Genomic DNA, 24,006 nt, shown 5'->3' with positions numbered 1-24,006 from the left:
ATAAATCAAATCCTTTCATTCCATTCATAGAATCAAAGTTATTGTGAAGATGTATTCATGGATAAAAAAATAAACCGACAACTGGATGCCGATTTATTTGAATCATTTTCATATGCAGAAGTGGATTTCTTCTATGTTACCGTTGCACCACGTAGAGTTCACCCAGAATCTGTTGCGTTTCATAGGTGTCCGGAGCCAATTCAGATGTAATAAATGCTTCTACCGCATGTTGCTCCAGATCGTACATCGCTTCAATCTCTTTGGAGAAGAGCATATGTGCCTCTTTTAACTTATTTGATAAGCTCGGAATGGCTCTAGGTTGAAGTTCTCGCTCTGTGACTTGTTGCAGCGCTTGTACATAGGTGTCCAGAGAGCGTGCACCAACCACTTTGATACCTTTGTTCTCTTCATTCACCATCACAATCGATGGAAAACCTCTGACACCAAGGCGCGCTACCATCTCAAAATCTTCTTCCAACAGATCCTGTGCGGACTGCTGACTGGCTTCTTCCACAATTTGTTTACCATCTAAGCCGAGTTGGTTGACTATATCCATAAGCACTTGCTCATCGCCAATATTCCGATTGAATACAAATACCGCTTCACGCGCTCGTCTTAGAAATTCATGTTCCTTGCCCTTATGTGTATGTTGTATGACCTTAAATACACGTGATGGGGGATACGATGACAGGATCGGATCGGTGTGCCACACAGAGCCATCAATCGGCATCCGCGAATGTTCACCCACTTCTCTCCAATGACCTGCAACATCAGAAGGCTTCTGAATTCCGTTCGCTCCATCTGAGAAACCTTGCCAACTCGCCAGCAGCCCTCCCATCATGATCCGCACATCAACGTACTGGCCATACGCCTCTACAAAACGATTCAATACAGGTTCAAGTGCCCAACAGTGCGAACAGATTGGATCTGTCGCGTAATATAAAGTAATTTTCTTCTCCGATGAGTTAAGATCTATCTCTTGCATCATATCTTCGTCTCCAGGCCCACATACACCTGTTGCTAAGTCACACATCATAGGTCCATCTGCCATTCGTAATCACACCTTTCATTTACTCGGAGACTCAAAATGAATTGATCTCTTCTTACTCGTATGATTATAATAGTTGCAATCGGAACAACAAGTACTATTATTTTTCTGACTAAGTATAAAAAAGTATACTAATGGAGGTTTTCAAGTGAAATATGACTTCAATCTGGAACAATTATGTCCAGCAACATATGCATTTCAGGTGATTGGAGGCAAATGGAATTTGCCTATACTAGCAATTCTTAGTGAGAGTGAAACGATCCGTTACAATGAATTAAAGAGAAGACTTCACGGCATAACGGGTACGATGCTTACGAATTGTTTGAAAGACCTCATCGATTACGGCATTGTTCATAGAGAGCAATATAATGAAGTTCCACCTAGAGTGGAGTATTCACTTACCACCTCTGGGCAACATTTAGTACCTTTGATTGAATCGATTGTGAAATGGGGCGAGCAGCATATTCCTTCCAGCAGTAATAGTGCATGTTCAACAACGGAATAAAATGTTAGATAAATAGTCCCCCCATAGGTCTAACCTATGAACTTATCCATATTCGCTATTTCCCCTTATTCACTCTCTCTTGTAAAATATTGAAAAACTCGAAGGAGCGATTCACTCATGAAAGCTTCAGTTAAATATTTGTTTGATAAAGTAGCTCAGGATTACGATCAGCAGCGCAGGACGCTCATTCCTTGTTTTGATGAATTTTATGGCATGGCTCTGGATCTGATCGACAGTTCGCTGGAAGCTCCTCGAATTCTTGATTTGGGAGCTGGAACAGGTCTGCTCTCTGGAATGGTTCTGCATAAGTATCCCCATGCGCGGCTAACCTTGATCGACATCAGTGAACAAATGTTAGAAGGCGCCCGCCAAAGATTGGCTGCATCCAATCAGGTGCAATACGAAGTTGGGGATTACGCTAAGCATCGTTTCAGCGGTTCCTACGATATTATTATTTCCTCACTCTCCATTCACCATCTGGAGCACGCTGACAAAAAAAGTTTGTTCAGCACCATACATAAGCTTCTGGAACCGGGTGGAATCTTCGTTAATGCGGATCAAGTTCAAGGTAGAACCGCTGAAACTGACAGCTATTATCGCCGTCGCTGGTTGGATGCTATCCAGGAAAGTTCCTTAAGCAAGGAATCCATCTCAGCTGCGATTGAACGCCGTAAATTAGATATTAACGCCACACAAGATGAACAATTGCAATGGTTGGAGGAAGCAGGCTTTCAACAGGTTGATTGCATGTATAAATATCTGGATTTTGCCGTCTTCTACGCCAAAAAATAAAAAAATTAGGATGCATGCCTTGCTAAGATCAATGAACGGTTACTCACTAAACTCTATCACTACGAAAAAATTAGGAGGAAGTACGTTATGAACATTCCCAGAGGTACCTACGGCTTTCGGTTCGCTGAGGACACCGATCTACAGCTATGCGTTCTATATGCAGTAGGGTCTGATGCGATAACTGATGCTTCTTATCACTGGGATGGATTGGAACGCACGGATGGGCCTTTGCTGTTGTTCCAGTATACAATCTCCGGCGAAGGTGTATTTGAGTCACAAGGTCAAGTTCACCGCGTCACCGCAGGGCAAGCATTCTTGGCTGAAATCCCTAGTTCACATCGCTATTATTATCCTTCGGAATCGCAAGAACCGTGGGAATTCATGTTTTTGCTGTTCAGACCTAATCTGGTACTGCCTCACTGGCGCAAATTCCTTCGTGAATCAGGAGAGATTCCTTATCTCCCTTACGAATGTGCCCCGATTCAATTGTTGCGAATGATCGTGACCGATGCAGCGGCGGGCAGAATTACAGATCCGCTAATGGCGTCCTCGTGCGTCTATCAATTCATGACGGAGTTGGTGAGATTACAGAAAACAACCCTACAGAACAGAGAAACCTGGTCTGAACCTATTCAACGAGCCGTTGATTTTATCGAAAATAACTATTCCAGAATGATCAGTATGGATCAATTGTCCGAGTATGTGTCTCTCTCCAAATATCATTTCATTCGCCGCTTTTCCTCCAGCACAGGCTTAACCCCTGGAGCTTATCTGACCCGCGTCCGTACCGAGAAAGCAATGGAATTGCTTCGTGGCACGAACTTCAGTGTCGAAACGATTGCAGAACATGTTGGTTATTCCAGTGGAAGCTACTTTATCAAAGCATTCCGCAGCTTAACCGGCATTACACCAGGTGATTTTCGCAGTGGAGGAGAAAGTCTGATTTATCGTAAATTGTTCTTCGACTGACCGCAATATATTGCTATTGGTTCATCTAGATTACTGTAGATAATTGATATTATCCTATACTATGATGAATGTATTGAGAGCAATAAAGAATCAGTAAAGGAGCATGATGATGAATCATAAACTTGTAGCCCCTACCCCACCTCTCGGCTGGAATAGCTGGGATTGCTATGGCGCAGCCGTAACGGAAGCTGAAATTCGCGGCAACGCCGAATACATGGCAGAGCATCTCAAAGACTTTGGCTGGAGCTATATTACCGTCGATATTCAGTGGTACGAACCTCTCGCTAACTCTTCACAATACCGCCCATTCGTTCCATTAATCATGGATGAATACTCCCGCCTGATGCCTGCGGAGAATCGATTCCCATCTGCTGCAGGTGGGCAAGGATTCAAGCCATTAGCCGATTATGTGCATAGCCTAGGGCTACAATTTGGTATCCATATTATGCGTGGCATTCCAAGACAAGCTGCACATGCCGCTACACCTATTCTTGGCACAACTGCGACTGCGCGTGATATTGCACATACGAACTCCATTTGTCCGTGGAATACAGATATGTACGGTGTGGATTCTTCCAAAGAAGGTGCACAGGCGTATTACGACTCGCTCTTTGAATTGTATGCGCAATGGGGTGTTGATCTCGTAAAAGTAGACGATATTGCTGCTTCCAGACTTTACGATACGCATCAACCGGAGATTGAGATGATCGCCAAAGCTATTGAGCGTTCCGGACGCCCCATGGTTCTGAGCCTGTCTCCTGGGCCTGCTCCAGTAGAATACGCTGAACATTTCACTGAACATGCAAATATGTGGCGAGTCACGGATGACTTCTGGGATCTATGGCCGCTGTTACTAGATATGTTTGACCGCTGCCGAACCTGGCAGGGAATTCCTAAGGAAGGCTGCTGGCCTGACTGTGATATGTTACCGCTGGGTCACATCGGCATCCGTTCTGTTGACGGTGGTGGAGCCAACCGCTGGACTCGCTTCACGCCGGATGAACAGTTGACGATGATGTCGCTATGGAGCATTTTCCGCTCCCCACTCATCTTCGGCGGTGAACTACGAGACAACGATGAATGGACGCTCTCGCTACTAACCAACCGTGAAGTTCTACGTATGCATCGCGACAGCTATGGTGCGAGAGAAGCGCTGCGCCGTGATGATCTGATCGTCTGGACTGCACAGAACGCTGAAGGCTCATCTTATGCTGCTATTTTCAATGTTGGCGATAAGCCTCTGCCACTTGAACTCAGCCTCGAAGAGATTAACCTCTCTGGCATTACAAAGGGCACTGAACTGTGGAGTGGCGATCAAGCCGAGTTAAGCGAGAACCGTTTAAGTACAACCATTCCTCCGCATGGTGTACGCCTTTATCAGTTTTGATTACTAATTAGTCTCTTCACTTCTAGAGAACGATCGAATGAATAATCTAAGATGATCCCTGTACTCAATGTATTCACAGGGATCATCTTTTTGTTTTTTTGCAGTTTGAAGCGTGAGGGATTCCTGCTGGGATATGAACACATCTTTGATGATGTAAATAGTTCTGTACTGCTCCAGCCAGGAATGATGAAGTTAGTAGAAGTTGATATCGTGGACATTTTTCCCAATCAAGCCTTATAATACTAAGTATATTAGAAAGATATGTTTACATATTTTGAGTAAGATGGCTCTTTAAGATCCCGTGATCTGAATCTAGCATATGCGAAAGGAGACTTCATCATCGTCAAAAAAATAAGCTGGATTGCATTAGTGCTTATCCTTATGTTGTACTCTATTTCGTTGTATACCTTATATTCAAGTATCCATCATATGTGGATGATCGCTCCACCTGGTTATGTACTGGCTATTCTCGCTATTGTAGCGTTCATCCTCTCCATCATAAGCTTTATGGACACATCAAGTTTATTTGCCAAGATACGAAGCTGGATCTCGACGATCCTCTCATTCATATTAGTCTCCATCTTACTTTTTGTTGTCACATTTACATCTATCTTCTCAGGAGCAAAAGTACTACTCACTACCACGCACTCACCTGACCAGCACTATACGATTAACTTTTATAAAACGGATGCTGGGGCCATGGGCAGCTTCGGAATTTTAGGAGAGTTACAAGGACCACTATGGTTCAGAAAAGCATTGTATTGGGAGAGTAAGAATGATCAAGTAGAGCTTCAGTGGCACAACAGTCATACGGTTATCGTGAATGGACATACCATCGACATCGCAAAAGGTGAAACTTGGGGGTTTCAGTCCGAATAATTCGCGACTGTCCCTCAACCTGTTAACGGTTCTGTTTGAGCCGCATGTCTAAGACGGGTTTACGTCCATATTGCAGCACATATAGCAACGTCATCACAAAGACACACAAGGCGAGCACAACAAAAATGTTACTATACACGAAGGCACTCTTCACTTCTACCCAAGGGTTCAAATGAACAGAGGTTACACCTCGATCAAGTACCTTGCCAAGAGCTGCGGTTGATACAGATGCCGCGATGAAATTGAACATGGATAACAATCCCATGCCGATGCCGATGTGCTCCTTGGGAAGTGTCTGTGCAATCGTATTGGACATGGCGATCTGCATGTAGGATTGACCTAACACAGCCGAGATCAGAAATATCGCAACCCAAATCGGTGACGCACTTACAACAAAGGATAAACAAATGAAACCAATGATGAGCAATATCGATGCCGTATATAACAGAAAAGGATTGCCTTTCTCATCGGCGAGCTTCCCGCCTTTACGTCCTAGAAGAGCAGCAACGAGCGCAGATGGGAGCATGATCATTCCGGTTAGAGCTGGTGAGAAGCCATGTACTTGTGCCAGCAATTGTGGCGTTATAAATGGAATGCCAAAACCAATCGCGACCAGCACGAATGCAATGCCCATCCCAGTGGCATATGATTTGTTGCGGAATACGGCTGGCTTAACGAATGGTGCTTCAGCATAACGAATTCGTAAGATGAACAATATCAGGAACACGATGCCTATCATTAAAAACCATAGGTTGGATTGAGTCAACGCAAGCAACAATGCAGCAACTGTCCCTGCTAATGTTAAGCCCCCGATATAATCCATCTTTTCACTGGCTCCTCTGTCGTCATCCAGATACTTTCGATAAAAGGGTAGTGTCGCAAGCGAAAGCAACGGAATAGCAAATAAAAACTGCCAGCTTAAGGCACTAGATACGAATCCGGCTACAATAGGACCTAGCGCAGATCCAAGAGCAATACCAATGGCAGAAGTGCCCAACGCTTGACCACGCTTCTCAGGTGAGAAATAACGAACCGGAATAATCATAGCAAGTGCAGGAATGACAGCAGCTCCAGCCGCTTGCACAATACGTGCAACAATAATCATCCAATATTGAGTCGCTACGATTCCGATTACAGAACCTGCGGCGAGCAATAATAGACCAAACGTAATTAAGTGCTTCATGCTGTACCTATCGGTGAGCTTGCCATAAGTGACCGTTCCGATGGCATATACAATCAAATAACCTGTTACTATCCAGCTTGATTGAGAAGCCGTAAGTTGAAATTGCTTGCTAATTACCGGCAAAACCACATTAAACATCATGCCATTCATGACTGAAATGATCAGGGTGAAGACAAGTACTCGGAGTAATAACGTCTCTTTGCTCTGTGAAGCAGAAGGATCGGTAAGCATATATGTTCCTCATTTCTATGATCTAGATGTGTTACTCATCTGAGCTGATTCTAAATAAAGTTGTAACTTTTAATGCGAAATGACTGTCAGTGCTTACTGACATCTTAGCCCCAAAAAAACTAGGGCGTTAAAGCCCTAGTAAACGTCCACACACTCTCTGTAACAATGCTATCCAAAGTGAGCGATGGGAAACGAGCATCTTCATCCAGATTGTTAATGAATACACCGTAATTTAAAGCCATGAATGAAAAAGCTTGATGCTCAAAATTCGTTTGAACCAGCTTGCCTTTATCATACATGATGCTAAAATACTCGGTTATTATCTCCAAGAGCTGCCTTGGGTGTTTAATCGTGCGATCTCGAAGCCCTGGCAGATGTTCCTCTTCCTTAAAACCGATCAAAAACAACTTCCGGTTGCGGTTCATGATCTCGTGATACGTCCTGCTGATCAAAAGCAAATCAGTGTGCAAATCCCAGACTAGCTTTTCATTGAAAACTCTAGTCATCTCTTCGGAGTAATAATACTGATCAAATGCTGATTCCAAAAGATTCTGCTTGGTTCCGAATTGACGAAACAGTGTTTTCTCACTTAAGCCAGCAGTCGTCGCGATTTCCATCGTCGTTACGCTTTTGTATCCTTTTTTTGACATCAAATCAATTGCCGCCATCATTAATCGTTCTTTGCTACTATAGTCTTTACGACTAGACATTTCTCTGTCCTCTCTTCTAAAGGATGTCAGTGCTTACTGTCATATTTGAAATAGTAACGGATCATCTTATCTATGTCAAGAAGCTCTCTGATCTGTGATTATGATTGCGGTCTGTTTATTTTAAATGCCATTTCTACAGCTTGTATTTCTCTTCAATTCAAAAAAAGAGCAGAGAAGGACTAACTCCTTCTCCACCCATTCGTTTCACCTCGTTACGGTTCAATTCCCCATACAAGCTCATCGCCTACATAACCGGTAACCTGTTCATGGTTGGCAAACTGCGTGCCAGATGCCTTGAACGAGTAGTCATTAGACTGATTGTAGTTAGACCAGTTATTTTTGGAAAAACGTGCTTGAATCTCGGCACTCTGACCTGCGTTCAACGTTCCGGCTGCACTTGTGAAGCCAACTTCCAGATAATGATCGGCTCCGGCAACCGGAGTTGCCAGTTTGACAAATTGGCTTGTTACATTGGCGCTGCCAACACTTGCCCAATCGGACCAGAAGGTCTGCGCCTCTTCCCCATCAATTGTATAGTAATACCGAAGTTTCACATCACTTAACTGTATCGCTGAATTACCCGAGTTGATTAATTTGAACTTGGGCGAAATTCCGTTGGTCGACGAACTGGTATTGCCGTTAAATGCTTGGATGGTCAAGTCCCCAGTAGGTGGTACAGTAACCGTACTGTCTACAACGTTCAAGGTCAACAGAGCATTATTGCCACCATTGAAGTGGAAGGTCAAGGTATTTTGACCGAGCGGTAGCGTTGTGAGATAAGATTGCTTCAACACCACCGTCGAACCAGAAGCTGAATAATGCTGACCCGATACGAGTGTAGCATTCCCTTTTGTTATGCTTGTAAGCTGACGGCCATTCAGGTTAAGCGTAACGGAAACATCTTGCGCTGCGCTCGTTGCTTTGTCAAATGTAGCATTCACAGGTGTGATGGTCGCATTGGAACTCGGCGTTGAATCCACAATTTTAACCTTTAACACTGGATCTTGCCCTTGATTAAAATCCAATACAATGGAGTGCTCACCTACGGGTAGTGTCGCAAGGTAAGCCTTTTTTAGTAGTAGGGTAGTTCCGTTAAATGAATAATCCGTTGTTGCGCTAAGCGCAGTATTGCCTGCCCGAAGAGCAGTAAGCGTATTCCCATTAGCAGTCACTGTTACCGATTTGTCGTTTTGGTTAGGCGTGTATTTGTCAAACTCGACGGTTCCCGGAGAGATCGATGCGCTCGGATTAGGATTATTGACCTTTAGATCCGGCAGTTCATCCAATGTGATAACATAATCGCTCTGATAAAGTGTGGTTAAGGTCGCTGGGTAATTAAATGCCGTGCTCATGAGGTGCTCGCCATACCAAGGACAGAAGTACAACCATCCTGCTCTCTCCTCTTTCAGATTTTGCACACTTGGAATCGTGTCGTTCTCTGTCATAGCAACCATTTTGGTACCATTCGTCAGATCCACAAGCTGATAGAAAATCGAAGTAATGGCGTCCTCATTCGGGACTCCAGACAAGCCGTCATACCGATTATAGATGGTATTGTATTTATCGTATCCAACCAGATCTACTTGATGATCGCCAGGATACCAAGCTGGAGATGTGCTATACACATAGCTGTTATACGTCCAAATCAGGTTGTGCAAGTCGTACGTCTCCGTAAGCTCTATATAAATTAGATCCCACAGGTCTTTGTAAACCTCTGCTCCTGCTGAAGCCCACCAGAACCATGCACCTTCGCCATTCAGACCACCATTACCTTCGGCCTCGTGATAAGGTCGGAATATAACAGGCACATTGTTATCCTGGAGGATTAGCAATTGTTCTGCCAGATCTTCGATCGTCATCATCACATATTGATATTCTTTCGTACCAGGAATAACGGCATTGGCTGTATTAAAATTAGTTTCTGTCGGCTTGTAGGTCGCTTCCTTCCAATCCACAAAATCCCCAAGCTGATACGTGTTGAAATTACGCGGTACGTTGATATGCCAAGAAGCTGTTGCAATGCCGCCCCGGTTATTGACCCAGTCGATCATGCGATCCGTTGTACCATCTTCCCAACCATAGAGCGGGTTATAATTCATCAGATCGAAGCCACGAATCGCTGGATATTTGCCAGTAAGATCATAAATCCATTCAAACTCAAGCTCTGTATCTCCGTCATTCCCTCCTCCATAAATCTCCTGTTGGCCTGAAATAATCTTATTTCCGTATACCTCCGTTAAATAATTCATTAAAATTTGTGTCTCTGGTGTTGCCTCAGGATCAGTAAGAATCGGTTGTACATTCAGGGGATCAAGATCCGCATGATCCACAGTGAAGCTGTCAAAATAAGCAAAGCCCCAGCCAGCCTTAATCTGGATCGTGTTGCTTCCTTTATTCAGTTTGTGAAAACCAAAATCAAAATCCGACCATGTTGTCGTGTACGGCAGCATATACGAACCCTTGGTCACACCGTTCACGGTTAAATATTGAACTCTACCATCTGCACTAAGCTCCTGCATGTATCTAGTAGAGATCGCGTACATGCCCGTTTCAGGAGCATTCACTGTAAAAGTCAATGTACCTGAATTCTGCATCCAGACGAATCCGCTACCTGAGTATCCAGGCTTGGGTTGTCCGTAAATCTCGGTGACTACTTGAAGATCCGAAGTGAGCTGAGCATCTTCGGCCTCGATGGTGAAAAGTGCATTGTTTGCATGAACGGGCGCTGTCATCAATCCTAGTAGTAGAGCAAATGCCAGCATCATTGCGGTTGCCTTTCTAAGCCAATTTTCCATTTTCATCTTCCCTTCCGTTTGAGATATGATAATGAAATTTGTCAATGAACCCATTCATGATGGCGCTTTCAAAGTAAACATAGCATGCGTATCAAATTTTGTAAATATATGGTCATTTTATTTTTTTCTTACGTTTTTTTGAGAAGCAAAAAAGCCGCTAACATAGCGACTACGAGTATTATTTTCTATGTTACCGTAACCCCCAACGCCATTAATAAGAATAGCGGGGTTTCAGAAGGGTATATCAACCCATATCCGCTTTTGACTGTATGGTACGAATGATGATGTCCTGATTGTGGTTACCAAAGCCGGCTCCATACAGCGTCAAACCACCAACATGTGTAGCATGCTCCTCTACGGAAAATCGAAGCGTCCAGAATAACTCCTCCAGCTTGATATCCTTAATACATACATCTGACAACCGCTCTCCATCTATTGAGGTACCTTGAGCATCTACTCGGATCGTCTTCAGTAGGCCATATTGGTTAACATTCCTATGCCACCATGACGGGGTGTATTTTCCACGAGCAGCTCTCCCAAAGTCAGCAGGACTGGTCCATGTGCCAAGCCGCACACTGTTAAATGAAAATGTGATATCAGAGGGCCAATCATCCCTTAAGCCAGGCGCCTCCGAAGCAATTTCCATTGAGATTTCAATCGCACTGGGTGCATCCTCTGGAAGAAGGTAATTAGGTGTTTTATATTCGATATACCCCCGACCAAACCATAGGATTGCTGCGTGAACACGTTCAGGATCAAGGAAATAGCGGGGATCATCCCATACGCCAATTTCTTTCTCAGGAGTACCCAGCCCACAGGTCGGATGTACTTCGAACGCTGTATAGTGACCCACAGAGATGCTTTGTTCTTTGATGTTTGCAAATGAACCCACCGAAGGCAATTCAATTTCAATTGCATTTTGTTTGAGAAAACACATTTTGTGTGTTCCTCCGTTCAGTCTTACTCTGCGACTGCCGATCAATTCCGCATGCTCCAATTTACGAACATGCATCGTAACGATGGAGGGACTAAGCTCCAACACATCAGCCAGATCCTTCACATTCATCTCCCCATCAGAGAGCAGACTCATTATTCTCCAGCGTACTTCACTAGCCAGCGCTTCATACAGTGGCATGTATTTGGAATCTCCATTAGCTCTAATCATTCAACATTTCTCCTAGCTCCAGTTATTGAAATGCTATATATGTTAATTTAACGGATTTTTATGGTTCCATCAAGACTAAAATCATTGTAAACATGGCCGCTATATTGTTTAATTTTGAAGTGGAGTTTGTTAGAAATATAGTGCTGATTGCAAAACATACCTTAATAGCATTACCCACCAGAGTTAAATTCTTATAAATATGAATTTAGAATGAGGTGCACTGAAAAATGAAATATACTAATCCAGTAATTAAAGGATTCTATCCTGATCCTAGCGTTTGCAAAGTTGCAGACACGTATTATCTCGTATGTAGCTCTTTTCAGTATTTCCCTGGCGTTCCCCTTTTCGAGAGTAAAGACTTGATCAATTGGACGCAGATCGGACATTGCTTAACTCGGCCAAGCCAAATTCAATTAGAGACGGTTAACAGTTCCGGTGGCGTATTCGCGCCAACCATCCGTCATAACAATGGCCGATTTTATATGACAACAACCAATGACACCACCCGTCAGAATTTCTACGTTTGGACGGACGATATTTACGGTGAATGGTCTGATCCAATCTATGTCGATCAAGGCGGCATAGATCCAGATCTATACTTTGAGGATGGCAAAGCATTGTTTATGAGTAATGGCACCGACGATCATGGCGTTGGAGGCATCATTCAAAGTGAGATTGATATCGAAACTGGACGTAAACTAACTCCAGGACGCATGATCTGGAACGGTACGGGCGGTCGCTATTTGGAGAGTCCACATCTGTATAAAATAAATGGAACGTATTATCTCATGGCTTCAGAAGGTGGAACCGAGTATGGTCATATGGTTACCTATGCAAGAGGCGATTCACCATCAGGTCCGTTTGAGGCTTACCCACATAACCCTGTTCTGACCAACCGCAACTTGGGCGGTTATGAGCTTCAGGGCGCTGGACATGGAGACCTTGTTCAGGACGAGAATGGCAATTGGTGGATGCTTCATCTTGGTTTCCGCCAAATTGGAAGATGGCAGACGTATCACCACCTGGGACGCGAAGTCTTTCTTACACCGGTTACGTTTGACGAAGATGGTTGGTTTACCGCGGGGTATAAAGGTACAGTGCTTACGAGCTTTGAAACGGATCGAATCTCAGAAGAAACCATTCAAAAGGAGCGCAACGTCTATACGTTTGAGAATACCGATTGGAATCTGGACTGGTGTTATTTACGTCATCCTGCTAGGCAGCAGTATGAACTAGCTCCAGACAAGGTGATTCTTCGAGGAACAGATGTCACACTGGATACTCCGTTATCCCCTACTTTTATCGGCATACGTCAGAGAGATTTCAATGCAGTTATTTCTTGTGATGTCACATTAACTGGAGGAGAAGCGGGTATTACGCTTTATATGGATGAGAATCATCATTATGACCTGGCTATTCGCCAAGTTGATAACGGATATAGCGTTGTTAAACGTCTGAATATTGGGGATATCAAGTCGATTGAACAGGAAGAGTATGTGGGGGTAAGCAATCAAGCTACGCTCACTATTCAATCCACTCCTGATCGTTATACTTTCATTTTGAACTATGATGGTAAGGATATTTCGCTCGGAACGGCACAGACCAGATATCTATCGTCCGAGGTGGCTGGAGGATTCACAGGCGTGCTTATCGGTCTCTACGCTTTTAAGACAGGTTCTGTCGCTGAATTCACTAACTTTACATGCAAGTATAACGAATAACTAGGTAGGAATGAAGTAGTCTACTGGGAAAAGAAAAACATAGTAAGCGTTGATTACAACGCTTATCGCTTGAAGATTCAAGGGTGGCAGATGTTAGACGTCTGCTGCCTTTTTATTTGACATCATTTGAACAGCTAGCTCGAAGGCTCTTATTCTTCTCTCTAATAATGTTTTTTGAGCACTGCCTGCTTTGGCTTTGGCGTACTGAATCTCAAGGGTTGGGAATAAACCCGTTATTGTATGGTGAGCTTCTCTGATTTCCTCTTCGGTGTATAAAAGTGGTGTACCATGCCATGTATGATCCAGCATAGCTAATCCGATGTGTACCGCTGTCAGCCGTTTCTGTACCAAGGTTGTATTCGTCGTGCCCTTCTGAGTCATATTCACTAAGGCATTTTCTAATTTGTGAATGGTGGATTCAAAGGCTCTAATCGCTTCCATTCGCTCTTCACTAGATATGTTCTCTATACGCATCCTGCACACACCTCCCTTGTCTACTAGTATGTTAATGATCTTATCATATGAACAACAACAAACAGAGACCCTTAGTCACCAAAACTAAGGATCTCTATGTGTTATTTATTCATGGGGTCATTTATTCTATGCATAATCATTAACTCCTATATCATCCATCTATCAAATACGCAACCAAACACTCATTTCCCCAGCCTCGCGGTTACCCCACAAATAATAAGGAATCGCTGTAAAGCGAACCTGCGTTGGCTCAGCTGCCAGAGGTTTGTACAATTCATTCGCCGACCATCCAGAGGTGTTCTCCCTCCTTGCGTCCCCTTCAACGACGATACAGCCACCTAATAGATCAGAAGCTTCACGCTCGATTAATGGAGTCCCATTTGCAAGCGAAAGTGAGGATAACAATACACCGTTGTCTGCCTCCTCCACACAATAGACAAGAGGTCCACGCTGAATAGCTACCTTGCCTGCGTTGGCTCTAATCTGTGGGTTAGCGGCAATTAGCTTCGTTTCTAATGGTATTGACCACTGCACCACATCACCATCGTTCCAGATTCGGTTGATTTGCGCATAGCCGTCCTTCACATCATATACTTGAACCTCTCCGTTGACACTGAGAACAGGCTGCCCGCTCTGATGCCAGTTAGGAATTCGTAAGGCTAGTGCAAAAGTAGTTTTACCTACATGCTTATCATCCAGTGACACGTTAAATTCCACCTTGCCTTGCCAAGGCAGCTCCGATGTCTGGCGAAGGGATACATCACAACCGTCTGCTGATGTGAATTGCAGATGACTACCAATGTATAAATGCACATGAATCTCATTCTTTTCTGAAGATACATCGTAAATATAATCGTTCAGCGAGCTGAGCAAGCGTGCTACATTTGGTGGACAGCAAGAGCAGCCAAACCATGCCTGCCGAACAGGCTTAACATGCTGTTTATCCGGATTTCGTTTATTTGCCTCAGGCCATACTTCAAGTGGATTAACATAGAAAAAGTGCTTGCCATCCCGAGACATACTACCTAGTACGTTGTTGTACAACGCCCGCTCCATAATGTCCGCATACTCACTCTTTGCTTCAAGCTGAAGCATCCGCCGTGCCCAGAATATAAGTCCGATGGAAGCACAGGTCTCTGCATACACCGTATCGTTCGGCAAGTCATAGTCGAAGGTGAAAGCTTCTCCTCGATGGGTTGAACCAACCCCACCCGTGATGTACATCTGCTTCCGCGTTGTATTCTCCCATAGCCGCTCACATGCTTCTTTCAAGGTAGTATCTTGAGTCAATCGAGCGAGATCAGCCATCGCAGTGTACATATAAACTGCACGCACGGAGTGCCCAACTGCGGCTGTCTGCTCACGTACAGGCAGATGGGACTGGTACATCTCCAGATTAGGTTTACTATCTGACCAGTGACCTTTTCTACCGCGTCGCTCCCATTCTTCCTCAAAATAACTTGGAAGACTGCCACGTTGATCAATGAAATAACGACTGAGCTTCAGATAACGTTGCTCTCCCGTTGCATAGTACAACTTGACCAACGCAAGCTCAATTTCCTGGTGCCCGCAATACCCCTGCTTCTGACCAGCATCCACCCCAAACAAATGATCGATCAGATCAGCGAAGCGGCATGCAATATCTAACAATCGACGTTTGCCCGTTGCTTCGGCATAGGCTACAGCGGCTTCAATCAGGTGTCCTGCGCAATAGAGTTCGTGAGCTTCATATAAATTCGTCCATTCTCTACCTGGTTCCTTAATCGTGAAATACGTATTCACATATCCGTCTTCTCGTTGAGCTTGGCCGATTAGTTCAATCGCTTCATCTGCGATGTTCTCTAATTCCGGGTCAGGCTGAGAGCGAAGTGTGTAAGCAACCGCTTCCAACCATTTATATAGATCACTATCCTGGAACACCCATCCTCCGAATTCTCCCTCTTCAAGTCCAGCGGCGATGCGGAAATTCCGAATAGCATAACTAGGCTCCGCTCCTTCTACACGGTCGTTTAATGCTTGCCATTGATACGGGATGACCGTATCTCTTACTAATGCAGAATAGTCTTCCCAGAATTTGTCCTCGATGCGTACATTTGTTGTATTCACTTCGTCATGCCTCCTATAGTAATTGACTCTCCATGTCCTCCATTATATGCTTGATAGAATGAGCTTAATAGGAACGGAATGAACCTTTTTCTATAAAAAATAACACAACATAAGGAGTGTTTCATCTGAGCGATAACACCATGATTGAACTTGAACTGCCACCAATCCCTTATTTCCTAGGCGCAGGTCGTACAGAATACAGCACTGGAGATCATCATCCTCATCGAAGCAAGCTTGGCATCTACGATCTACTCATCGTTGCTGAAGGTGGTTTATTCATGGGTGAGAACGGTTCAGAGTGGCGCTTGTTGAGTGGGGATATGCTGCTGCTCTTGCCAGATGGCGAACATTATTCGTTTCAACCCTGCACCGAAGATACGTTATTTTACTGGATTCATTTTGAGCACGAAGCAAGGCAGTGCACCCTGGCAACAGATGACACAAGTCTTAGTCCTGCGCTGTATTCGTCACGCCCTTTCGATAATTCCTACATGCTTCGACTGCCTAAGTACCTACGTCTCCCAGATCCTCAGGCTGTGTACGACATAGTTGAGCAACTGCTGACTTTACCAACGAACGCTACATTTTGGAGAGAGCAGCAACTGCTAGGCAACCTACTAAGCATACTTGAAGAGAGTGGCTCAAGAGAAACCGAATCGGTTGCAACCCGTTTAGCAGAACGCGCGGCTACCTACATTCAGGCTCATTATCAGAACAAAGTTACCAATGAGCTGCTTGCAGAAGCCTTACATTTTCACCCCAATTATATTGTACGATGCATGAAAGCCAGGTACGGTTGCACCCCCTCGGACTATTTGCAGGAGATACGGCTCGATCGTGCTAGACGTTTGCTGGTGACCACCGATTGGTCTATTGAACGTGTTGCCGAAGAAGTTGGTTTTCGCTACTCCCCTTACTTCTCCGCGTGTTTCAAACGTAAGATGGGAATCTCCCCACTGCAATTCCGTAAGCAATATCTGAGATGATGGCAGCCATGCAGCAAAAAAAGCCGCGTTTCCGCGACTTTCTGTAGGAATCATATTGGTTGATCACCATACCTGAGATCAGGTGTTTCAGTTTACTTTTGAGGCTGAGTTTTGCAGATGCAATGATTGGTCGCTTTATACAACGGTGATGGTTCCATAGTACATATACATGCCACAATTAAAATGATACGTGCCAGGTTTCAAATCCTTTAACGTAATATAATTGTCACCCTTCTCAAGATACACATCAAACCCTAGATCCGCGGATTCAATACTCTTAATACAAGTGTAGCCGGAGTGTTTAATAAAGTTAATCTGGGTTGGCACACCTGCTTGTACAACGATGTTATTTTGACTAAAACCGTTGGATTGTATATCAATTGGAATAACGTCATAGCTCACATTTTGTTGAACAGAAGTTTGTTCTTTTGTCGGTGCATGAACAGTAGGGTTCCGGCTATCTTGATATTGATTTAATAGGAGTACGCCAACCGAGACGATGCCGAACGCAACAGTGACTACACCTGCAATAAACGCTACACTTATTCCGTCCTTTTTGGGTGCTTTCGTCTCAGCTGCACCTGAACCTATAATTTGAAGAACAGCGCAGAAGATAAGGATAAACAAGATATCAACGAACAATACCATGATATAACTGAAACCAAGCATAGAGCCGAGCATGGCTCCCATCATTCCACCCATAATCCCGGCTAACATGCCATCCAAGGAAGCGAGCACACTGATGGGCTTTCCTGCAAAATACCCCGTCCCCAATCCAAATAAAATAGCGATCATGGAAGGCACCGCCAGATCGTGATTGAACACTACGCCTAACTGAAACCCTAGAGCAAGACTAGCCATCATGCCTATACTCATGGCAATCATCATGCCAGGCATACCATTGAGGTTCTCTTTGCGTTTATACGTGTTCAATATAATATATCCGGATAGAAAAACAATGATGAGAATGCTTAGTATGGAAATTAACATATATGAACCTCCTGATATATAACATTTTGAATAGTTCCATACTACACATTGTAGTGCACTGAATGGAGCAAATACAATTCAAATTTTAAACATTCTTAAATATTTCATAATCTTTCGATCAACATCTTCTAACCTGGGATGCTTTAGCAAAACAAGAACACAAAAAAGCCGCGTTTCCGCGACTTTCTGTAGGAATCATATTGGTTGATCACCATACCTGGTACCCAATGTTACTTTCTCAGTGAGATTTCAAACGTCGAACCCGGCTCACCGGCAAATACAATGCTACCGTTCTCTGGCAACACAACTTCATTCTGACCGCTAACCACCGTGTGATTCACCCCTATACCTGCCTGGTTGTATACAGCAAATGCACCATTTGAAGGCATTTGGATCTTCATCGTTTTACCTGCAGCTGAGGATGGTACCGTAAACCAAGTGGCGTGTCCATTAGCTTGAATGGTTGTCTTCGATTGATTACCCGAATAGATCGGTCTCACAACCTCTTGACTGGCATAGACGTTTCCTCCTGCCGTAACGTATTCAATCCCATCTTCCTGATAGAATTCAAAATTCATCGTGTCACGACCGGCTAAGCCAGGAATTTGGAGTTGGTTCATTGCTTCGTTTGCTCCGACAATTTTGTTCGTATAGATATATCCTGGCCATTCGTTAAAGGTGTGAATGGGGATAACCGGAAGAGCAATGTTATATAGTGTTGACGTATGCTTCTCATTTACCAAGTAATATGTGTTGCCTTCTCGCTTCTGCCAAGCAGCTGCCACATCATTAGGTAATTCATTAGTATCTAACTTTTCAGCCTTGTATTCGGAAGAAGCAATCTGACCCAGACCAGGTACGGACTTATATGAGCGTGACCATAGATAAACTTTTCCATTGTCCTCATTAACGAACTGCAATTTCTCCGTTCCCTCGTCATTAACAAAAGAACCATCAGCAGTGTACGTATATCTCTGATCTGAATTGGTTGGAGTAGATGGCGTAGACACTGTTAATTGTCCGTTATCCTTCACATCCAACTTCATTACCAAATTGGCTCCGCCGCCATATATACCTGTATGACTCAACAACTCCTTTGGCATCGCTGCTGTTACAGGTGTGGAGAACGATTTCTCGGGCTTTCGCTCTGGAATGATATTTTTCTCTTCCAGCGCGCCCAGTAACAGTTCAGTTGCAAGGAGTTGATCTGTTGTGCTTGTGCCCCCCGAGGACGTTACAGCTGCTGCCATATTGAATTCGGGAAGCACAATTAACGATGAATGGTACGTTATGGTATTACCGCCTTTGGTAACTGCCTTAATATCATAATCGTTGAACGGAAACAGATTAACACTGTCCCAACCTAGTCCATAGGCAATGGACGAATCGCTTTCTTCTGGCCATATACCGCTCTTGTATTCTTCTTGTTCCATCGCATCTACAGATTCACGTGAGAGAATACCTTCGACTTGTCCTGTGAAAATTCTCGAAAATTTCACTAGATCCTCCGCAGTCGAGTAGATCCCTCCTGAAGCGATCATGTTCGTGGTCTCTAATGGAAGTTGTTGTTTCGCATTCGTGGCAGAATAGGTTGCTGCCATTTGCCTCAGATCCACCTGGTCTTGAGGCGTCTGGGTATTATTCATATCCAGTGGCTCGGTGATGTAACGATGAAGAAAAGTAGTGAAGCTCATGCCGCTGACCCTCTCGACTAGAATTTCAGCTAATGTAAAACCATCGTTACTATACACGGAATAGGCGCCAGGATCTGCCTTCAGGTTCTGGTTAGCTAGTTGTTCCAGTAAAGTGTCATGTGCATACGTATCGTTGTCTCCAAATAAGATGGCACTATTGCTCGACGTCCCAAGAAGCCCGGAAGAATGATTCAATAACATACGTGGTGTAATTTGCTGATAACGCTTGTCCTTCATTTTGAAATCCGGGATATAGTTCACGATAGGTGTATCTAGATTTACCTTGCCTTCATCGACGAGCTTCATTACAGCAGTCGTAAGCATCATTTTACTCGTTGACCCAATACCATACATCGTATCTGCCGTAAGAGGAATCTCTCCCTTGAGGTCGTTTACCCCTACTTGTCCAGAGAGTACGATCTTTCCCTCATCCATAAGTGCATACTGCACACTTGTTGTGCCATATGACTGGGTTAAAAGGTTAGCTTTCTCAATGACAGCTCTCTCCGTCGATCTGTAAGTAAGATTAGCGCTATTCCCCGTATCCGAACTAGCCAAGGCATACGTGGGAGACAACATGGCAAGTACTAAGGTAATTGCCGTTATCGAAGTTCGTTTCTTTCGTGACAATCTCATCATCTCCTGTTTTTCTGTGTCTGAGAATCATTATGTTGGTACTGAATAAAGTGTAATGGGAGAAGATGTACTGGTCGTGACGACGATATGAACTGAACATGAATAAATCTGCACACACGCCCCTGTTGCAACGATTTTATGGTGCTCACTAAGGGGATTGTAAAATATTGCTTGTTGGAGAGTATGTTGGGTCGGTTCAACTTGAAGTACGAGGAAGTAATCTAAATAAAGAAAAAAAGTCGCAATGATGCGACTTTTAATCGATGGGCGAGTCTATCTATATCTCCATACTAATTATTATTTCAATTTCAATATGGAGAATAGAACGATTTATTCATTTACGTTTTCCTTCGTGACCAGCTTCAGTTCAGCCGGAATGGATTGCTCTACCTGTTTGCCGTCCAGTACATCCAGCGCTGCTTGTACCGCCAAGCTACCAATTAACACAGGCTGCTGCGCGACCGTTGCTGTCAACTTACCATCTTGGATCGATTTGATTGCATCATCATTACCGTCGAATCCAATAACCGGGATGTCTTTACCGGAACTTTGGATTGCTTCAATTGCACCAAGTGCCATCTCATCGTTATGGGCAAATACCGCTTGCACATCTGGATTACCTTGCAACAGATTCTCCATGACATTCAACCCTTTGGAACGGTCAAAGTCAGCTGATTGTTTAGCCACCACGTCGAGTTTCTCGTCAGCAACTTCATGGAAACCTTTGCCCCGCTCCCGTGTTGCGGAAGCTCCTGGTACACCCTCAAGCTCGATAACTTTTGCGCCCTCACCAAGCTGTTCCACAAAGTATTCAGCTGCCATGCGTCCACCTTTGACATTATCCGAAGCCACCAAGGCGGCCACTTCACCTTTATCCGCGGAACGGTCGAGTGTAATCACTGGAATTCCCACACTGTTCGCAGACTGAACCGCTGTAGAGATTGCCGCAGAATCCGCAGGGTTAATGAGCAATGCATCTACACCTTGTTGAAGCAGATCGTCCACATCGTTCGTTTGTTTCGCCGAATCATTCTGTGCATCAACGACAATGACCTGGATGCCTTGTTTTTGCGCTTCAGCCACGACCCCATCCTTCAGTGAAACAAAGAATGGATTATTTAACGTTGAAATCGATAGCCCGATTTTCTTCTGTCCTTTACTTCCGGCAGCGTCTGGCTTAGCCCAACCCGGAGGTTCCAAGGAGCAACCTGCCAGTACAATAATCATTAGCATGCTTATGAGTGTCAAAGTTATTTTTTTCATAGTTGCATCTCTCCTTATGCTGTTTTCTTGCGGTCCAGCAGGACTGCAATGGCAATAACAACGCCCTTCACGACCATTTGGTAGAAGGAGTTCACCCCGAGTAAGTTCAATCCATTATTCAATACACCAATAATCAGAACACCGATTAACGTACCAACAATGCGTCCTCTTCCTCCAGAAAGGCTCGTACCACCGAGTACAACTGCAGCAATCGCATCCAACTCGTAGGAAGTACCCGCTGTCGGTTGTGCAGAGTTCAAGCGTGATGTAAGAATCGCTCCTGCCAGCGCTGCAAGCATACCCGCCAAAGAATAGATCATCACTTTAACACGTGTAACCTTGATGCCTGAGATAATGGAAGCTTTCTCATTACCACCAATAGCATATGTTTTGCGACCAAAGGCTGTTTTGTGCAGAATAATCCACAGAATCATAAACGTAATCAGCATGGTAATGGCTGGTACGGGAATTCCTAACAAGTAACCACGTCCAAACAATTGGAACAGTAGGCTATCACCAAGACCTGTAATTGGATTACCGTTCGTGTAAACCAACGTTAATCCTCTGAATATCGTCATCGTTGCCAATGTTGCGATAAAAGGTGCCATCTTACCTTTGGTTATCATAAGACCGTTGACCATCCCCATAACACCACCTAGTGCTACCCCGATAATGATCGACAAGATCGGATCTAAACCAGATAACATCATATTGGCAACAAAAGCACTGGATAACGCGAGGATCGAGCCAACCGATAGATCAATTCCGCCGGTGAGAATAACAAATGTCATCCCAAACGCAATGAGCGCATTAATCGATACCTGACGCAGTAGATTCAAGATATTAAGCGGTTCCAAGAAGCTAGGATTCAAGATTGAAACGATGAGAATGAGAATGATTAAGCCCAGTAACGGTCCTAATTTTTGTGTTACGGTTGAGAAACGGAAGCCGCTTTTGGCAGTTTTGTTGTCCATTGTTGTCATATCACTGTCCCCCTGTGGCCAATGTCATAATATTTTCCTGAGTGGCTTCTTCTTTAGACAGCACGCCACTAATGTGCCCTTCATGCACAACCGCGATTCGATCACTCATCCCGAGCACTTCGGGTAGCTCTGACGACACCATAATGATGGCGACGCCCCGGTCTGTCAGTTCATTCATGAGCTGATAGATTTCACGCTTCGCTCCAACATCAACGCCTCGTGTAGGTTCATCCAGGATGAGCACACTTGGACCGATGCCGACCCATTTTGCGATAACCACCTTCTGCTGATTACCACCCGATAGATTGCGAGCAGCCGTTTCGGAAGATTGTGTTTTGATCTGTAATCGTTTGATCAGTGTATCCACGAATTCCTGTTCTTTTGCAGTCGAGATGAAACCTTTGCTGGAGAAACTGAACAGATTTGGCAGTGCCATATTCTCACGAATGGAGAAGTCGAGCACAAGACCCTCGTCCTTGCGATCTTCGGTAATGAAGCCAATACCATGTCTGACCGCATCAACGGGTTTACGAATGTTCACCTTTTTACCGCGAATCACTACTTCCCCTTGATCCAGCTTGTCCAGACCAAAGATCGTTCTCATCATTTCTGTTCGTCCAGAGCCCATAAGTCCTGAGAAGCCTAGAATTTCACCCGCCCTAACATGAAAGCTCACATCGTGAAATGAATCTTTGCTGCTCGCGTTTCTGACCTCCAGAACAACCTCGCCATAAGAAGGATTTCGAGCGGGATAACGTTCCGTTAATTCTCGACCAACCATTTTTCGAACGACTTCGTCAAAACTCGTCTGCGGAATTGATTTGGTATCTACGGTTATGCCATCACGCATAATCGTAATCCGTTCGCAGATTGTAAATATTTCCTCCATGCGGTGAGAGATATAGACGATGGATACACCATTTTTCTTCAGTGACGTGATTACTCCGAACAGCTTTTGAATCTCTCGCTCTGTAAGTGCTGCTGTTGGTTCATCCATTATAATTACCTTTGCATCTGTCATTAGTGCCTTTGCAATTTCGATCATCTGTTGTTGACCAACGGAGCATTCTCCCGCAGGTCGATCAAGTGGAATGTCCACAGATAATTTGCTGAACTGTTCTTTGGCAAGCGCTTTCATTTGTCTTGTATTGAGCAACCCAAACGAGGAAGTGACCTCTTTCCCGATAAAAAGGTTATCCAGCACCGTCATTTCAGGCCAGACGTTCAGCTCCTGATGAATAAATGTGATGCCTAATTTCTCTGCTTCCTTCGGACTGGTGAAATACGTTTCCTTTCCGTCGATCTTAATTGTGCCTTGATCCCGCTGATGAAGACCAATCAGAATATTCATCAGTGTGGATTTGCCTGCTCCGTTCTCCCCCATTAGGGCGTGAACCTCACCTTCTTGCAGTTCAAAATCCACTCCGCTTAGCACCTGATTGGTGCCAAACGCTTTGTGAATGTTGTGCATCTGAATATGCATAACGCA

General features: G+C 44.3%; 19 protein-coding genes. 7 read left to right on the top strand and 12 right to left on the bottom strand.

The window, feature by feature from the left end; all coding sequences use genetic code 11:
* Positions 1 to 136: 136 nt before the first annotated feature.
* Complete coding sequence (locus M3636_RS06250) at positions 137 to 1,051, bottom strand: DsbA family protein (RefSeq protein ID WP_251381577.1); 915 nt, start codon at positions 1,049 to 1,051, stop codon at positions 137 to 139.
* Between the two features lie 145 nt (positions 1,052 to 1,196).
* Here M3636_RS06250 and M3636_RS06245 point away from each other — a divergent pair, with 145 nt between their 5' ends.
* The 5 genes from M3636_RS06245 (at position 1,197) to M3636_RS06225 (ending at position 5,580) form a co-directional block, all read left to right on the top strand.
* Positions 1,197 to 1,553 carry a winged helix-turn-helix transcriptional regulator gene (locus M3636_RS06245; RefSeq protein WP_128101826.1) on the top strand — a complete coding sequence of 119 codons (357 nt, stop codon included), beginning with the start codon at positions 1,197 to 1,199 and terminating at the stop codon, positions 1,551 to 1,553.
* A 117-nt stretch (positions 1,554 to 1,670) separates the two neighbouring features.
* A complete protein-coding gene (locus tag M3636_RS06240; RefSeq protein ID WP_251381576.1) occupies positions 1,671 to 2,345 on the top strand; it encodes a class I SAM-dependent methyltransferase in 675 nt (224 codons plus the stop codon).
* 87 nt (positions 2,346 to 2,432) lie between these two features.
* Positions 2,433 to 3,314 (top strand): AraC family transcriptional regulator, encoded by an 882-nt coding sequence (locus tag M3636_RS06235; protein ID WP_128101824.1) that lies wholly within the window; start codon positions 2,433 to 2,435, stop codon positions 3,312 to 3,314.
* A gap of 109 nt (positions 3,315 to 3,423) precedes the next feature.
* The gene (locus M3636_RS06230; protein ID WP_128104444.1) at positions 3,424 to 4,701 is read left to right on the top strand and encodes a glycoside hydrolase family 27 protein; all 1,278 of its coding nucleotides are present in this window, start codon (positions 3,424 to 3,426) and stop codon (positions 4,699 to 4,701) included.
* Between the two features lie 381 nt (positions 4,702 to 5,082).
* Positions 5,083 to 5,580: a DUF5412 family protein gene (locus M3636_RS06225; RefSeq protein WP_251381574.1), complete on the top strand. Its 498-nt coding sequence runs from the start codon at positions 5,083 to 5,085 to the stop codon at positions 5,578 to 5,580.
* Between the two features lie 22 nt (positions 5,581 to 5,602).
* On the opposite strand, the gene M3636_RS06220 is transcribed toward M3636_RS06225, so the two are convergent.
* The 4 genes from M3636_RS06220 to M3636_RS06205 form a co-directional block, all read right to left on the bottom strand.
* Positions 5,603 to 6,994, bottom strand: coding sequence for an MFS transporter (locus M3636_RS06220; RefSeq protein ID WP_251381573.1), 1,392 nt, complete (start codon positions 6,992 to 6,994; stop codon positions 5,603 to 5,605).
* Positions 6,995 to 7,113: 119 nt separating this feature from the next.
* On the bottom strand, positions 7,114 to 7,704 hold the full coding sequence (locus tag M3636_RS06215) for a TetR/AcrR family transcriptional regulator (protein WP_251381572.1): 591 nt from the start codon (positions 7,702 to 7,704) through the stop codon (positions 7,114 to 7,116).
* 212 nt (positions 7,705 to 7,916) lie between these two features.
* Positions 7,917 to 10,499 (bottom strand): glycosyl hydrolase, encoded by a 2,583-nt coding sequence (locus tag M3636_RS06210; RefSeq protein WP_251381571.1) that lies wholly within the window; start codon positions 10,497 to 10,499, stop codon positions 7,917 to 7,919.
* Positions 10,500 to 10,743: 244 nt separating this feature from the next.
* The gene (locus tag M3636_RS06205) at positions 10,744 to 11,664 is read right to left on the bottom strand and encodes an ArsR/SmtB family transcription factor (protein WP_251381570.1); all 921 of its coding nucleotides are present in this window, start codon (positions 11,662 to 11,664) and stop codon (positions 10,744 to 10,746) included.
* A gap of 227 nt (positions 11,665 to 11,891) precedes the next feature.
* On the opposite strand from M3636_RS06205, the gene M3636_RS06200 reads away from it, so the two are divergent.
* Positions 11,892 to 13,385, top strand: coding sequence for a glycoside hydrolase family 43 protein (locus M3636_RS06200; RefSeq protein ID WP_128101819.1), 1,494 nt, complete (start codon positions 11,892 to 11,894; stop codon positions 13,383 to 13,385).
* A gap of 93 nt (positions 13,386 to 13,478) precedes the next feature.
* Here the strand turns inward: M3636_RS06200 and M3636_RS06195 are convergent, their stop codons facing one another.
* Both M3636_RS06195 and M3636_RS06190 read right to left on the bottom strand, forming a co-directional pair.
* Positions 13,479 to 13,853 (bottom strand): hypothetical protein, encoded by a 375-nt coding sequence (locus M3636_RS06195; RefSeq protein ID WP_128104443.1) that lies wholly within the window; start codon positions 13,851 to 13,853, stop codon positions 13,479 to 13,481.
* Positions 13,854 to 14,021: 168 nt separating this feature from the next.
* Positions 14,022 to 15,965, bottom strand: coding sequence for a glycoside hydrolase family 127 protein (locus M3636_RS06190; protein WP_251381569.1), 1,944 nt, complete (start codon positions 15,963 to 15,965; stop codon positions 14,022 to 14,024).
* A 140-nt stretch (positions 15,966 to 16,105) separates the two neighbouring features.
* Here M3636_RS06190 and M3636_RS06185 point away from each other — a divergent pair, with 140 nt between their 5' ends.
* Positions 16,106 to 16,951 carry a helix-turn-helix transcriptional regulator gene (locus tag M3636_RS06185; RefSeq protein ID WP_128101817.1) on the top strand — a complete coding sequence of 282 codons (846 nt, stop codon included), beginning with the start codon at positions 16,106 to 16,108 and terminating at the stop codon, positions 16,949 to 16,951.
* A gap of 135 nt (positions 16,952 to 17,086) precedes the next feature.
* Here the strand turns inward: M3636_RS06185 and M3636_RS06180 are convergent, their stop codons facing one another.
* The 5 genes from M3636_RS06180 to M3636_RS06160 all read right to left on the bottom strand — a co-directional run bounded on the left by M3636_RS06180 (position 17,087) and on the right by M3636_RS06160 (position 24,000).
* Positions 17,087 to 17,941 (bottom strand): cupredoxin domain-containing protein, encoded by an 855-nt coding sequence (locus tag M3636_RS06180; protein WP_251381568.1) that lies wholly within the window; start codon positions 17,939 to 17,941, stop codon positions 17,087 to 17,089.
* 230 nt (positions 17,942 to 18,171) lie between these two features.
* The gene (locus M3636_RS06175) at positions 18,172 to 20,271 is read right to left on the bottom strand and encodes a serine hydrolase domain-containing protein (protein ID WP_251381567.1); all 2,100 of its coding nucleotides are present in this window, start codon (positions 20,269 to 20,271) and stop codon (positions 18,172 to 18,174) included.
* Positions 20,272 to 20,601: 330 nt separating this feature from the next.
* Entirely contained in the window at positions 20,602 to 21,534 is a 933-nt protein-coding gene (gene rbsB / locus M3636_RS06170) for a ribose ABC transporter substrate-binding protein RbsB (RefSeq protein ID WP_128101815.1), read from the bottom strand.
* Positions 21,535 to 21,548: 14 nt separating this feature from the next.
* Positions 21,549 to 22,517, bottom strand: coding sequence for a ribose ABC transporter permease RbsC (gene rbsC / locus M3636_RS06165; RefSeq protein WP_128101814.1), 969 nt, complete (start codon positions 22,515 to 22,517; stop codon positions 21,549 to 21,551).
* 1 nt (position 22,518) lies between these two features.
* A complete protein-coding gene (locus tag M3636_RS06160) occupies positions 22,519 to 24,000 on the bottom strand; it encodes a sugar ABC transporter ATP-binding protein (protein ID WP_128101813.1) in 1,482 nt (493 codons plus the stop codon).
* Positions 24,001 to 24,006: the final 6 nt, after the last annotated feature.

Source organism: Paenibacillus sp. MER 99-2 (assembly GCF_023714095.1).
Lineage (GTDB): Bacteria > Bacillota > Bacilli > Paenibacillales > Paenibacillaceae > Paenibacillus.
The sequence above is the reverse complement of the archived record's forward strand: the minus strand, read 5'-3'. Positions and strand labels throughout refer to the sequence as shown.